Origin of the sequence: Alteromonas sp. 5E99-2, assembly GCF_017368475.1 — a bacterium.
GTDB lineage: Bacteria > Pseudomonadota > Gammaproteobacteria > Enterobacterales > Alteromonadaceae > Alteromonas_F.
Window position 1 is genome coordinate 14,307 of sequence record NZ_JAFNJE010000011.1, and the last position, 14,156, is coordinate 28,462.

Genomic DNA, 14,156 nt, shown 5'->3' on the forward strand with positions numbered 1-14,156 from the left:
CGCTGGCAAGAACCAGCACCGACATTTAGACTTTTTAAACGTTTAAGTAGTCCATAATTCCATCTGCGGCTTTTCGGCCTTCGTCTATTGCAGTTACGACAAGGTCACTTCCTCTCACCATGTCACCACCGCTAAATACACTTGGATTAGAGGTTTGGAACGCAAATTTACCATTTGATGGGGCTCTAACACGGCCTTTTTCGTCAAGGATAATACCGTGATCAGCAAACCAACTTGATGGGCTAGGTTGGAAACCGAATGCAATAATGACTGCATCTGCTTCCATTACAAATTCAGAATCTTTAATTTGTACGGGTCTTCTACGTCCTTCGGCATCAGGTTCACCCATTTGGGTACGAACAAATCTTACACCTATGGTTTTACCACTGCCGTCAACTTCGATGTCTAAAGGTTGTAAATTAAATTGAAAATCTACGCCTTCTTCTTTTGCATTAATCACTTCGCGGCGTGACCCTGGCATACTTTCTTCATCTCGACGGTATGCACAAGTTACCTTAGTCGCATTTTGGCGAATAGAGGTTCTTACGCAATCCATTGTGGTATCACCGCCACCTAATACAACCACCTTTTTATCTTGCATATCGATATAATCGGTAGGGGATTTTTCTATACCCATGACTCGGTTGGTATTGGCAATTAAGAAAGGTAATGCGTCGTAAACACCTGGGCTTTCTTCATGTTCAAAACCGCCTTTCATTGCTCGATATGTACCCATACCAAGGAATACTGCGTCATAATCTTCTAACAGAGTTTCAAAGTCGATGTCTTTTCCGATTTCTGTATTGAGTACAAACTCAACGCCCATGTCCTCAAAAATTTCACGACGCAGTTTAATGACATCTTTTTCGAGTTTAAACGAAGGAATACCAAATGTAAGTAAGCCTCCAATTTCTTCATAACGGTCAAATACAACAGGCTTAACCCCATTTCTGACGAGTATGTCTGCACAACCTAAACCTGCTGGTCCAGCACCAACAATGGCGACTTTTTTGTCTGTCCATACTACATTTGACATATCTGGGCGCCAGCCCATTTTAAATGCAGTGTCAGTGATGTATTTTTCGATCGAGCCAATGGTGACTGCACCGAAATCTTCATTTAATGTGCATGAACCTTCACACAGTCTATCTTGTGGGCATACGCGACCACAGACTTCGGGCAAGCTATTGGTTTTCGATGAAAGCTCTGCAGCTTCCATGATTTTGCCTTCGTTCACTAATGCTAGCCATTGAGGAATATAGTTGTGCACAGGGCACTTCCATTCGCAGTACGGGTTACCACAATCAAGGCAGCGATCCGCTTGGCCTTGAGCTTGAGAATCTGTCATTTCATGATAGATTTCATCAAACCCTTCTTGGCGCACAACAATCGGCTTTTTAGGAGGGTCAATTCTTTCTACATCAACAAATTGATATACATTTTTAGCCATAACTTAATACTCTCCCAATTATTGTGCTTGAACGCGAAGTTCAGCGCTGGAGCGGCTGATGTGACCTAATAGGTTTTTCACATCACTGGTTTTAGGTTTAACAAGCCTGAAATTACTCAGCTCTTGTTGGAAGTGAGTTAATAAATGCAATGCTCTTTCACTGCCACTCTCTTCATAATGCTGGTTGATTAGTCCACGTAAATGCTCAGACAATATACCTTTGTCTTGAATCGACATAATATCGACCAATTCAGGATTAACGCGGTTTTCAATATCATTGTGTTCATTGTAAAGATAAGCAAAACCACCAGTCATACCTGCGCCAAAGTTCAAGCCTACTTGGCCTAAAACAGCAACAATACCGCCTGTCATGTATTCACAGCCGTTATCCCCAAGGCCCTCAACTACTGCAATAGCTCCTGAGTTTCTTACCCCGAAACGCTCACCGGCTCGGCCGGCGGCATAGAGCTTACCTCCAGTAGCGCCGTACAAGCATGTGTTACCCACAATTGCGCTGTCACTTGCTTTATAAGATACATTTTCTGGTGGATAAATGACTAATTTCCCACCAGTCATACCTTTACCCACGTAATCGTTTGCATCGCCTTCAATGTACATATTTAAGCCGCCAGCATTCCATACACCAAAGCTTTGGCCCGCAGTACCTTTGAATCTAACTACAACAGGAGAATCCTCCATGCCGTGATTACCGTATTTCTGAGCGATAGCTCCAGAAACCAATGCGCCGACTGAGCGGTCTGTATTGCATATGGGGAAAGTTAGATTAATACCAGAAGCACTATCTATAGCTTTTTCTGATGCCGCTAGTATATCGGCGTTCAACTCACCTTTATCTAATGGGCTGTTGGTTGTTTCTGAGCAAAATAGCTTGGTGTGATTTCCCGCAGTTGGTTTCTCTAACAGTGGTGATAAATCCAATTTAGATTGCTTCGCTGTTACGCCATCTAAAAGAGAAAGTAATTCAGTTCTACCAATTAAATCTTCAAATTTTCTTACGCCCATAGAGGCCATGATTTCACGAACTTCTTGTGCAACAAATTTGAAATAGTTCATCACCATATCAGGCAAACCGATAAAGTGGTTCTCTCTTAACTTTTTATCTTGAGTTGCAACACCTGTGGCACAGTTATTTAGATGACATATACGTAAATATTTACATCCTAAGGCAACCATGGGACCGGTACCAAAGCCAAAGCTTTCGGCGCCTAAAATACCTGCTTTCACTACATCTAAGCCTGTTTTCAATCCGCCATCGGTTTGCAATCTAACTTTATGGCGTAAGCCATTTTCCACTAGGGCTTGTTGAGTTTCCGCTAAACCTAGCTCGAACGGACAACCAGCATATTTTACTGATGTAAGTGGACTTGCACCTGTACCGCCGTCGTAACCAGATACGGTAATTAAATCTGCGTAGGCTTTTGCTACACCAGTAGCTATGGTGCCTACTCCTGGTTCTGAAACCAGTTTTACAGAAATAAGCGCTTTAGGATTGACTTGTTTCAAGTCAAAAATGAGCTGCGCCAAATCTTCAATGGAATAAATATCATGATGTGGCGGAGGTGAAATTAGGGTTACACCTGGCACTGAAAAGCGAAGTTCAGCGATATATTTATTTACCTTGTCGCCAGGTAGTTGACCACCTTCTCCCGGTTTAGCACCTTGAGCAACTTTAATTTGAATGACGCTAGCATTAGATAAGTAATGAGGCGTTACACCAAACCGGCCTGATGCGACTTGCTTTATTTTAGAATTCTTTTCTGTGTTAAAACGAGCTGGGTCTTCGCCACCTTCACCAGAATTAGATTGACCACCTAAGCGGTTCATTGCTATCGCAAGTGCCTCATGAGCTTCTGGGCTAAGTGCCCCTACTGACATTGCTGCAGTGTCAAAACGAGGGTAAAGCGATTCTGCACTTTCTACGTCATCGATAGATATTGCATCGCTATCTGGTGACAGGGCAAGTAAATCTCTTAAATGAGAAGGTGAACGGTCGTTTACTAAGCTGGCATATTCTTGATAGTGCTTGTATTCACCTGTCATCACCGCTTGTTGTAGTGTGTTGACTACATCTGGGTTGTAGGCATGGTACTCACCATCGTGAACGTATTTGAGTAAGCCACCATGGCTAATACTCTTACGTTTTATCCACGCAACTCGGCTTAAGTTGACTAAGTCTTGTTCAAAGTCTTCAAACCCTGCACCTTGAATGCGTGAAGTAACACCTTCAAAACACTGATTCATGACATCGTCATTGATACCAACGGCTTCAAATAACTTCGAACTACGGTAGCTCGCGATAGTGCTTATGCCCATCTTAGACATAATTTTATATAGACCTTTGTTGATACCTTTACGGTAGTTCAACATGGCGTCCATTACAGGAATATCGATATCACCACTTGATGACAGCTGCTCAATTGTTTCGTATGCAAGGAACGGATAAATTGCCGTCGCACCCAAACCGATAAGTACTGCAAAATGGTGTGGGTCTCTTGCTGATGCCGTTTCTACAACAATATTTGCGTCGCATCGCAATGATTTTTCAACTAAACGACGCTGTACAGCACCTACCGCCATGGCAGCAGGAATGGGCAGGCGGTTAGGTTTAATGTTTCTTTCCGACAAAATAACAAAAGCAGCGCGCTTTTGTTTTACTAAATACTCTACTTCGTTACAGATCCGGTCAATTGCGCGCTTTAGACTTTCTTCTTGAGGGTATTGTAGCTCTACAACTTCAGAGTAATAGTTGTCAGGGTTGAACTCTCTAAGCTGTTTTAAATCTGTGTACATTAAAATTGGGCTATCGAACAATACACGATCAGCATGGCCGCTGGCTTCACTGAATACATTTTGTTCGCGGCCAATACAGGTTGCTAATGACATCACGTGGTTTTCACGCAATGGGTCGATTGGAGGGTTGGTCACTTGAGCAAATTGTTGACGAAAATAGTCATACAAAGTACGTTGACGAGAAGACATTACAGCCATTGGGGTATCATCCCCCATAGAGCCAACCGCTTCTTGGCCATCTTTTGCTAGCACTTTAACCACTTGCTGAATTTCTTCATAGCTGTAATTAAACAGCTTATGATAAGTGGCCATTGTGTCGTCATCAAACTCACGTTTACCAATTTGATCGGCATCGAGTTTTTCAATCGGTGTTAAGCGGCGGATACTTTTATCTAACCACTCACGGTATTGATGACGACCTTTTAAATCTTCGTCGATTTCGTTAGAGCGCCAGATTTTTCCCGTGTAGGTATCAACCGCTAGCATTTCGCCTGGGCCGACGCGGCCTTTTTCTAGAACGTCAGCTTCTTTGTAGTCCCAAATTCCAACTTCTGAGGCTAGCGTAATAAAGCCGTCTTTTGTTAGTACATAGCGCGCTGGACGTAAGCCGTTTCTGTCTAAGTTGCAGGCTACGTGACGACCATTGGTCATTACAATACCCGCTGGACCATCCCATGGCTCCATGTGCATTGAGTTAAATTCATAAAACGCACGTAATTCTGGGTCCATAGTCGCATCGTTTTGATACGCAGGTGGAACAAGCAAACGCATCGCTCTAAATAAATCCATGCCGCCAGCAAGAAACAGCTCTAGCATGTTATCTAGTGATGAGGAGTCAGAACCTTCGGTGTTTACAAATGGTGCTGCGTCTTTTAAATCAGGCAATAAAGGAGTAGCAAACTTTGATGTTCTGGCTTTAGCCCAATCTCTGTTGCCTTTTATCGTATTAATTTCACCATTGTGGGCCAAGAAACGAAATGGTTGAGCTAATGGCCATTTAGGCAAGGTATTGGTTGAAAAGCGCTGGTGGAATACACAAATAGCACTTTCCATTCTAGTGTCTGCTAAATCTTTGTAAAATGCCGGCAAATCTTTAGGCATCACTAGACCTTTGTAAACGGTGACAAGGCCAGACAAGCAAGCTATATAAAAATCAGGATCTTCCGCTAAGCGTTTTTCTGCTCTGCGACGTAGCATAAATAAACGGCGTTCTACATCTCGTTCACGCCAACCAGGAGGAGCATTTACAAATACTTGAGCAATATTTGGTACGCCAGTTAAAGCCAGTTCTCCGAGTATTTCGGTATTAACTGGTACATCGCGCCAGCCCACTACATCGAGTGTTTCTTTCGCGATTTCTTCGTTTAAAATGGCTTTTGCAGCGTTCGCTTTGTCTTCATCTTGGCTTAAGAAGATCATGCCAACGCCGTACTTCTTACCTAACTTCCAGCCATTTTCATCGGCTACAGCTCGAAAGAAACTATCAGGTTTTTGCAACAACAAACCACAACCATCGCCAGTTACTCCATCAGCGGCGATACCACCACGGTGCTGCATACGGTCTAAGCCAGTAATGGCAGTGGTAACTAGCTTGTGGCTTGGTTCTCCATTTGTATGGGCAATTAAGCCAAAACCACAGTTGTCTTTCGAGTCGTTCGGATTATATAAACTCATGTTACTCTCCACGCACCTTGGGCTGGGCAAGGTGATTCAGTATGATGTCCCCAGCCATCTAAATGCTTAGATGTGGGGGGCCAAGATTATTTTTATTATTATGTTGGAGCTGACATCTTTAAGATATCAGCGAGGAGGAGCCAGCCCTCAAATTTATTCGCCAAATAGCATGAATATTCACTTGCTTCAGCGGGCCGTACAAAATACAGATAGTCGGGAATAAAATCAAACAGTATTAATATATATAGTATATATAATTTGACAAAAGCCATGAAAAATAAACCCTGTGGCAGTTTTTTTAAGTTTCAAATGTTCTTTCTGAGAACGATTATCATTACGGTTTTTTTTTCGTTGTAGGGTCTTTGTTTAGTTTTGTAAGTGGACTTTTTTTTCAGAAAATATGAATAAATATTCTGTTTGGTTATTTTTTAACCTGGTTCGTGTTTGATAACCAGCCGTTGCGTCAACGAAAAGAGCTGGTAGGATGCTAGCATCAGAAATTACAGTGTGACTGTTTATGCACTCCGATCCTTCTCAAGACGCTTGGGCCATTAGATTAGCACAGTTTCTAAAATACTTTGGCAAACTGAAACTTTATATAATTGTAGTGGCAATTATGTTGTTGTTTGTTGTGGGCGCTTCTTTTGGGATCCGCGCAGCTTTGGGTACAGAGTTTTATTATGATGATTTTGTTAGCGCAGTTCTGCTTACTCTATTTTCAGCGCCTTGGATAATGTACTTTTTTGGAGAGCTGGTACTACATCTTGAAAACTCTCGCACAAACTTGAAAGAGGTTGTAGCTCAATTAGAGCACCTACGTGAAGAAGATGTGTTCTTGAATAGAGAGCTTCAATCAAATATCAGAAAGCTCAACCATGAAATTGAAAAAAGGCGCGCTGCGCAAGAAGAGCGAGAAACGGTTCTCAAAGAGTTGGAAATTGAGATCCGCGATAAAACCGAGCAAGAAGAGCAGGCTCGGAGGCTATCAACGCTGCTACGATCTATTATTGATGCCTCACCGGATTTAATTTACTACCGAAATGAAGAGGGACGTTTTGCTGGGTGTAACCGTGTAGCCGAGCAAATGGCAGGAATGACTCAAGATGAGATGTTAGGTTTAACACCTCATGATGTCTATGAAGAAGATTTAGCCAGACAAGTTGTGCTGAGTGATCATGAAGTCTTGGAAGGAAATGCCAGTATAACCGAAGAGTTATGGCTGCGATTTGCAGACGGCAAACGACGGTACTTTGAAATGAGAAAAGTACCTTTTTATGATTCAGAAAAAAATAGGCTTGGTTTATTGGCTTTTGGTCGAGATATGACCGAACGTAAACAGGCTGAAAGTGCAGCGGCAAAAGCGAGTCAAGATAAGACTCGATTCATAGCAACTATAAGTCATGAGCTAAGAACGCCATTAAACGGTATTGTTGGTTTGAGTCGAATGCTTCGAGATACAGATTTAAGTAAAGAACAATTTAACTGGGTTAGCACTATTTATGCAAGCGCCATTACTCTAGGTAATATTTTTAATGACATTATTGATTTAGACAAACTGGATAGAGATAGACTTGAGCTGTCACTAAAAACCATCTCTCCACGAGAGTTTGCTGAGGAACTCAGCAGTATTATCCGTTTGCTTGCAGAAGACAAATCCCTAGAATTTATTTGCGAAGTGCAAGAGCCTCTTCCTAATTTAGTCGAGGTTGACGGGACTCGTTTACGTCAGATTTTATGGAATATACTTTATAATGCGGTGAAGTTTACTCAAAAAGGCCATGTATCACTTGCCATTTCTGCAAGTACACCTCGCGATGATGTGTGCGAGGTTAGTTTTATTATTAATGATACGGGGGTTGGCATCCCTGAGTCGGAATTAGAAAACATTTTTGCTATGTACTATCAAGTTGATCACCCTGATCACCAATCTGCGACCGGGACTGGAATTGGTTTGGCTATTTGTAAACAAATGGTCGACCTCATGAAAGGCAGTATTGAGGTTTCAAGTATTGTTGGCCAAGGAACTCAATTTATTATTAAGTTGCCTTTGGAATTGTCCAAGCAGCCTATGCAAGTTGAGGAGCTCAAAGTACATGATCTCAATATTTTACTTGTCGAAGATATTGAACTTAATGTCATGGTTGCAAAGGCGCTTCTGGAAAAATTAGGTCAGCACGTGGATGTTGCAATGACAGGGACGGAAGCTATCGATAAAGCCCGAAAACAGCAATATGATCTTGTTTTACTCGATATACAATTGCCAGATATGACTGGGTTTGATGTTGCTGAAGTGTTGCATGAAGAAGAATTGTGCACGGGAACACCGATTGTTGCTTTAACCGCAAATGTGATTAAAAAACGAGAAGAATATTTGCAGAATGGTATGGATGACATTATCGCTAAACCCATTAAAAAAAGCCGCATTGTCGAGGTTTTTAATGAGCTTTTCTGTGAACCCATTGCAACACCGGAGTTTATTCAAAATACGAAACAAGAAGAGCCTCATAAGATGTTAAGCACCATTCTTGATTTGGAGTTGTTGCAAATGCTCATTGAAACCATTGGTGTTGATATGGTTCGCGAGAGCGTAGGTGTTTTCCATGAAAAAATGCCCGAATATATGGAAATTCTACAGCTGAGTTTAAGTGCAGATGAAAAATCAGAAGTGTGTGCTCAAGCCCATAAAATAAAAGGTGCCGCGGGGTCAGTTGGTTTAGGAAGAGTGCAGCGTATCGCAAATCAAATTCAACAAGGCGACCACCCAGCATGGTGGGAGAATGTTCACGATTGGGTTGAAGAATTACAAATGGCGGTATTAAACGATACCAGTGCTTTAAATGATTGGCTACAGGGGCAACGAATAGATGACTAATCTGGATTATCCAGATTAGTCGCATTCTATTAAATAAGTTCTAAAGCGCGTACTACGCGCTTTACGCCTTGAATATTTCGAGTCAGCTCAATGGCCCGTGTCGCTTCAAGGCTTGATAATTTCCCCATTAAAAACACCTCACTGTTTTCGACAACAACTTTCACTTGAGTGGTAGGTACTGTTTTATCGGTAAGTAACTTGGCTTTGACTTTCGAGTCAATCCATAGATCGTTCGCTTGCGCTGACGCATTAATAGGACTACCTAATCGGACTTGGTTGTGTACCTTTGTAATATGGGGAACTGATTTTGCTATTTCTTCTGCTTTATCAATTAATGTTTGTGTTGGCGCTTGGCCTGTAATTAACAGCACTCCATTATATACATTTGCCTGCAGATTTGCTGATTCACTCAAACTCTCATCTTGTCCCCAGCGGAGTGAAACGGAACTACTCGATGTAGTGTCATCGATTTGTGTGCCTACGGTACGCCTGTCTGTTGCGGTTTTTGCGGCTACTGCGCCAGCAGTCCCTAAAACCAATACAGTGCAGCCCTGTAGGCACAAAATACTAGTGACAACTAAACAAAGTAATCTCGTTTGCATTAGTCTTCTCTCTCGCTTTCGTCAGTGGGGAATAAACTATCATCTATGGATTCGCACAAGTTGTGAATGACTAACAAATGCACTTCTTGAATACGTGCAGTACGGTTTGATGGAACCCGTATTTCAACATCGTTTTCACTGAGAAAACCGGCCATTTCTCCGCCGTCTTTTCCCGTGAGGGCAACAATTGTCATATCTCTAGATAAGGCTGCTTCCATAGCATTGATCACATTGCGAGAATTCCCGCTAGTTGAAATAGCCAACAGTACGTCACCTGCCTGACCAAGGGCGCGTATTTGTTTGGAAAACACTTCATCGTAACTGTAATCGTTGGCAATACTGGTAATGGTAGAGGTATCAGTTGTCAGCGCTATTGCTGGTAAGCTAGGTCTGTCTCTCTCATATCGGTTAAGGAGTTCAGATGAAAAATGCTGAGAATCGCCAGCAGAGCCGCCATTTCCACAACAAAGTATTTTATTTCCGCGAATTAATGCTTCTACCATCATAAGTGCAGCGCTTTCTATATAAGGAGGAAGCACTTCGGCCGCAGCAATTTTTGTTTGGATACTTTCAGTAAAATTTGTTTTTATATTTTCAATCATGGCAATACCGAGATTTGGTTATTAGACTGTGACATTTTTAAGCCATATGAGTTCATCATTATTTATCGCTACAATATCAAATCGAATGGGTGTATGAGCTGGATTCATTCCATTATCCATCAAAAAAAGATTGAAAGCAGCAATCATTCTATTTAATTTCTTCCGGTCGACAATTTCTAGTGGGTGACCATGGTCAGAGTGGCGGCGAAACTTCACTTCAACGCAGACCCAGACATCATTCTCTTTGCAAATAATGTCTAGCTCACCTACTTTTCGCCTAAAGTTTCGCTCAACAATACGCAGGCCTTTCGAAAGTAAAAAATCGACGGCTTGGTTTTCTGCCTGTTGACCTTGCTTATAGGAAAAGGCCAGAGCTTAATCCTTAATTAAATTAACTGTATCGTTATCTATTTTTGCCATGGGTAAGGTTCGTATTAACTCATTGTTATCCGACATCTGTAGTGAACCCGACATACCGGAATACTGATAAGCGGGAAGTTTCATTAAAATAGGTAATTTAGGCAATAATGAATAGGCATCGAAACCGAAAGCAAATAAGCGATTAAAGCTAGCAGTTTGATCTGGCCACAATTGTTTTAGGGTATTGTTAGTGGTTACCCATTTGTCTTTTTCTATGAGTAAGGGGGCGTCTACAAAGCGGACATTTTCTAGATCTCGTCGGGTATTTTTACCTTGATTTAGTCCAATTGAACGAGACGCTGCATAGACTGGCACAACTTGCTGTCTAAAAGGGCTTATGCTGGCTTCAACCATGGGGTTAATTAGGGCCATTTCTTCTGGACTAGCAAATACCACTATGGCGTCAATATCTTGTCTACTCCTAGTTTGGTCATATAATATTCTGTTTGTCATTCTATCTATTTGCTTAGCATTTGCTTCGCTTTGTGCAACGCCGAGAGCCGAGGAAAGTGAAGCGTCTAAGCTGTCAATATCGTCAAACGAAACTACATCCACAGGTGTTTTTTCTTCTCTACCCTGCTGAGTTTGTTGCCAGCTAGCGTTGAATGCGTCCAACATTCTCTTGGTTGTACCAGCAGAAGATGCCACAACAATTGGGTGCTTATATCCGCTCTGATGTACATGATGCGCCAGTTGTATTGCTTCGTCCTCTGGCGCTAAACCGAAAAATGATGTTTGCTTGGTTGGTAATTGAGCTGCTGCTTTTTGGTACTCAAGTTGATTCGAACGGTTAAGTGCAAGGTGACTGGTGTTAGGTGGGAAAAACGGGAGTAGTGCATCTACATTTTCTTTTAGCAGCGGACCTAAAACAGCAGTAGCCTTATTAACATGCTCTAAGATTTCTTCTTTTGAGCTTGAAGCAGTATCGATAAAATTGAGTTCAGGGGATAGATCAGAATTTTCGTCATAGTACGCCGCTAAAATACCTTGCTTTATCGCACTTCCTGTAGATTCAAAACGGCCGGATAAAGGCAATAAAATCAATACATCGGATAGTTTTTTCGGTATCGTTTCCATCGCTTCGGTTAATTCATTTGGCAGTGGTGTCACTAATGGATGACCATTGTAAACCTGCTTGAATTGAACAACTGCATTCGTTAACTTTTGGTTGTCTTCAGCCCAATTCCTAGTCAGTTTTACTAGCGTAATGTGAGGGCGTAGGGAGGAATATTTATTATGGAGCTCATTCAGAGATTTATCTGATAAAGGAGATAGTTGATTAAAAATTTGGTGATGTACCTGAGCACTTTGCTCTTTCAAAGAGGCTGAAAGTGCAAGTGATTGCCAAATTTTACCGTGGTTATTCAGAGACTGTATTAATTTCTCAATTCTACGGATGTTTAGCTCATTTGATTCGAGTTCTACATCTAGCCAATCATCAGGTATACCGGTTTGCTGACTAGATGATAGCGCGAGTAGTGTTTTTGCTTGACTGTGATATTCAATAGGAAGATTAGGAGCTATGGCATATAAGAGTGCATTTGCGTTAGCGTAATCTTCAGCGATTACAAATTGGCGGGTAAACGCGAGTAACTGTTCATTGTCTAAAGGTGTTTCTTCTAATAACTGCTTAACTTGCGCGACTGAAGGCAAGCGAGAAACTGGCTTTTGTTCGATTCGTTTAGGCTTTACTTGGTTTGTATTCGTTTGTGGCTGGGTAGGTTGATTACTACAACCTGAAACCAATAATGTTGCAACAACAGATAAAGCGAACAAATAGATGAAGTAATTGAGGCGCATTAACGTGATAATCCCTACGTAGATCTTAATAAAATCAATCAAGTCTTTAAGATAAGCGTGTTAAACTTACTCTCAAAATCAGTATTACAATACATGGAGCATCCATGAGTTTACCAGCAGATGCTACAACTGGCACCCTGTACATTGTGCCAACTCCTATCGGGAATCTCAAAGACATTACATTAAGAGCTGTCGATACACTTAAAAGTGTTGATTTAATTGCAGCAGAAGATACGCGCCATAGTGGTGTGTTAATGCAGCATTTAGGGGTATCGACCCCGCTATTATCTGTTCATGAACACAACGAAGCCAGTAGAGCTTCAATGTTAATTGGAAAGTTACAAGAAGGACAAAACATCGCGTTAGTGAGTGATGCAGGTACGCCATTGATCAGCGATCCTGGTTATACTCTTGTTAATGCGTGTCGTGAAGCAGGTGTTTTGGTGTCGGCATTACCTGGACCAAGTGCGCTAATAACTGCCTTAAGCGGTGCGGGTCTTCCTACAGATAGTTTTTCTTTTCGCGGTTTTTTACCTGTCAAAGAACAAGCAAAAAAAGCGGCAATTACTGCGCTATTAGATGCATTTGAAACCCAAGTTTTTTATGAAGCGCCAAGACGAATATTAAATACTTTGGCGGTAATACAAGAAACCTTAGGTGATGATCGAAAAATCGCGATTGTAAAAGAGCTAACTAAAACCTTTGAGCATTATCAGCTAGGTAGTGCTGCGTCTTGTATTGAGTGGTTAAATGCAGACCCGTTACGTCAGAAAGGCGAATTTGTGATTTTAATTTCTCCTGCGGATAAACAAGATAATGCGCTACCAGCAGAAGCGTTGCAGTTGCTTAACGTGTTACAGACAGAGTTGCCATTAAAAAAAGCAGCGGGGATTGTTGCTGCCCATTATGGGTTGAAAAAAAATCAGTTATATCAAATTGGACTAGAGTCAAAGTAGCCAATTAACGACTTCCTTGTATTCCACCGGTATGTAATAGCACCAGTCTATCGGTGGAGCTAAATTCCTTGTTCATAATCATTTCATTTACGGCAAAGAAGAGTTTGCCACTGTAAACAGGCTCTATAGGAATAGTACTGTGCTGGTTAAATTGAATGATAAAATCAGATAACGCATCTGATTTTTTTGCATAGCCTCCGTGTACGTAACCATGTTGTATTTGCCAGTTTTCTTGAGCCTTTGGTAAAAAACGCTGCACTTGCTGCTCTAGGTACCCTTTACCTTTTAGTACGGCAATACCTATTGCCCTTTGCGTTGTACTGGCCATCCCTGTGACTAAACCTGCTAGCGTTGCGCCACTGGCAACGGGAGTAATAAAATGAGTGGGTAAAGCAGAAAGTTGTGTATGAACTTCATCACAAAGTTCGCTAACGCCTTTAACGGCCTGCGCGGTACTGCCACCTTCAGGAATAAAGTGACTTCCGATATGATGTTCATCTAACCAGGTTTTGAATTGCTCTGTGTCTCGTGTTGCGTAGAGTTTTTTATCTATGTACTCAATGTGGCAACCCCAGTTTTGTAAATCATTTAACATCGGCGTTGGAGTCGCGCCATAATGTCCCCGTACCAGTGCGGTAAAAGGTAGCTGTAATTGTGAGCACAAATAACCCAGTGCATGCAGGTGGTTAGAATAACCGCCGCCAATACTGACTATTTTTTTATGGTGATGAAGATTGGCGTATTTTAGTTTTCGCCATTTGTTACCCGATACGAAGGGGTGAATAAGATCATCGCGCTTAACCCACACCTTTGGAGCACATTGAGGCCAGTGAGGTAAACTAAAAGACTCAATGGGAGACGTAATCTGACTAAAAATAGGTGGGATAGGGGTCATAATAAAACAATATACAAGTTGTCTTTAAGCATAGCGAATACACAAAGAATGAGTATATCTAAAACCCATAGTCT

Annotated in this window: 9 protein-coding genes; 2 read left to right on the top strand and 7 right to left on the bottom strand. The window is 41.7% G+C overall.

The annotated features are described in order from the left end of the window. Positions 1-34 precede the first annotated feature (34 nt). Together J3L16_RS11770 and gltB are read right to left on the bottom strand one after the other, a co-directional pair. A complete protein-coding gene (locus J3L16_RS11770; RefSeq protein ID WP_207613182.1) occupies positions 35-1,450 on the bottom strand; it encodes an FAD-dependent oxidoreductase in 1,416 nt (471 codons plus the stop codon). Between the two features lie 18 nt (positions 1,451-1,468). Beyond that, complete coding sequence (gene gltB, locus J3L16_RS11775; RefSeq protein WP_207613183.1) at positions 1,469-5,935, bottom strand: glutamate synthase large subunit; 4,467 nt, start codon at positions 5,933-5,935, stop codon at positions 1,469-1,471. 517 nt (positions 5,936-6,452) lie between these two features. Between gltB and arcB the strand changes: the two genes are divergently transcribed. Beyond that, the gene (gene arcB / locus J3L16_RS11780) at positions 6,453-8,807 is read left to right on the top strand and encodes an aerobic respiration two-component sensor histidine kinase ArcB (protein ID WP_207613184.1); all 2,355 of its coding nucleotides are present in this window, start codon (positions 6,453-6,455) and stop codon (positions 8,805-8,807) included. Positions 8,808-8,836: 29 nt separating this feature from the next. Here the strand turns inward: arcB and dolP are convergent, their stop codons facing one another. Genes dolP through J3L16_RS11800 form a run of 4 tightly spaced genes read right to left on the bottom strand, consistent with a single transcriptional unit; the run spans position 8,837 to position 12,231 of the window. After that, positions 8,837-9,409 carry a division/outer membrane stress-associated lipid-binding lipoprotein gene (gene dolP, locus J3L16_RS11785; RefSeq protein ID WP_207613185.1) on the bottom strand — a complete coding sequence of 191 codons (573 nt, stop codon included), beginning with the start codon at positions 9,407-9,409 and terminating at the stop codon, positions 8,837-8,839. Further along, positions 9,409-10,011, bottom strand: a complete 603-nt coding sequence (locus J3L16_RS11790) for a phosphoheptose isomerase (protein WP_207613186.1) — start codon at positions 10,009-10,011, stop codon at positions 9,409-9,411. Before J3L16_RS11790 ends, dolP begins: the two co-directional genes overlap by 1 nt. A 21-nt stretch (positions 10,012-10,032) precedes the next feature. Beyond that, complete coding sequence (locus tag J3L16_RS11795; RefSeq protein ID WP_207613292.1) at positions 10,033-10,383, bottom strand: YraN family protein; 351 nt, start codon at positions 10,381-10,383, stop codon at positions 10,033-10,035. A 3-nt stretch (positions 10,384-10,386) separates the two neighbouring features. Beyond that, a complete protein-coding gene (locus J3L16_RS11800) occupies positions 10,387-12,231 on the bottom strand; it encodes a penicillin-binding protein activator (RefSeq protein WP_207613187.1) in 1,845 nt (614 codons plus the stop codon). Between the two features lie 104 nt (positions 12,232-12,335). Here J3L16_RS11800 and rsmI point away from each other — a divergent pair, with 104 nt between their 5' ends. Continuing rightward, positions 12,336-13,187: a 16S rRNA (cytidine(1402)-2'-O)-methyltransferase gene (gene rsmI / locus J3L16_RS11805; RefSeq protein WP_207613188.1), complete on the top strand. Its 852-nt coding sequence runs from the start codon at positions 12,336-12,338 to the stop codon at positions 13,185-13,187. A gap of 4 nt (positions 13,188-13,191) precedes the next feature. On the opposite strand, the gene J3L16_RS11810 is transcribed toward rsmI, so the two are convergent. Next, the gene (locus tag J3L16_RS11810; protein WP_207613189.1) at positions 13,192-14,082 is read right to left on the bottom strand and encodes a pyridoxal-phosphate dependent enzyme; all 891 of its coding nucleotides are present in this window, start codon (positions 14,080-14,082) and stop codon (positions 13,192-13,194) included. Positions 14,083-14,156 lie beyond the last annotated feature (74 nt).

What these genes read in the sequence shown, in the direction of transcription:
- J3L16_RS11790 (WP_207613186.1), bottom strand. Translation starts at nt 10,011, where the DNA reads ATGATTGAAAATATAAAAACAAATTTTACTGAAAGTATCCAAACAAAA.
- rsmI (WP_207613188.1), top strand. Translation starts at nt 12,336, where the DNA reads ATGAGTTTACCAGCAGATGCTACAACTGGCACCCTGTACATTGTGCCA.
- arcB (WP_207613184.1), top strand. Translation starts at nt 6,453, where the DNA reads ATGCACTCCGATCCTTCTCAAGACGCTTGGGCCATTAGATTAGCACAG.
- gltB (WP_207613183.1), bottom strand. Translation starts at nt 5,935, where the DNA reads ATGAGTTTATATAATCCGAACGACTCGAAAGACAACTGTGGTTTTGGC.
- dolP (WP_207613185.1), bottom strand. Translation starts at nt 9,409, where the DNA reads ATGCAAACGAGATTACTTTGTTTAGTTGTCACTAGTATTTTGTGCCTA.
- J3L16_RS11770 (WP_207613182.1), bottom strand. Translation starts at nt 1,450, where the DNA reads ATGGCTAAAAATGTATATCAATTTGTTGATGTAGAAAGAATTGACCCT.
- J3L16_RS11800 (WP_207613187.1), bottom strand. Translation starts at nt 12,231, where the DNA reads ATGCGCCTCAATTACTTCATCTATTTGTTCGCTTTATCTGTTGTTGCA.
- J3L16_RS11810 (WP_207613189.1), bottom strand. Translation starts at nt 14,082, where the DNA reads ATGACCCCTATCCCACCTATTTTTAGTCAGATTACGTCTCCCATTGAG.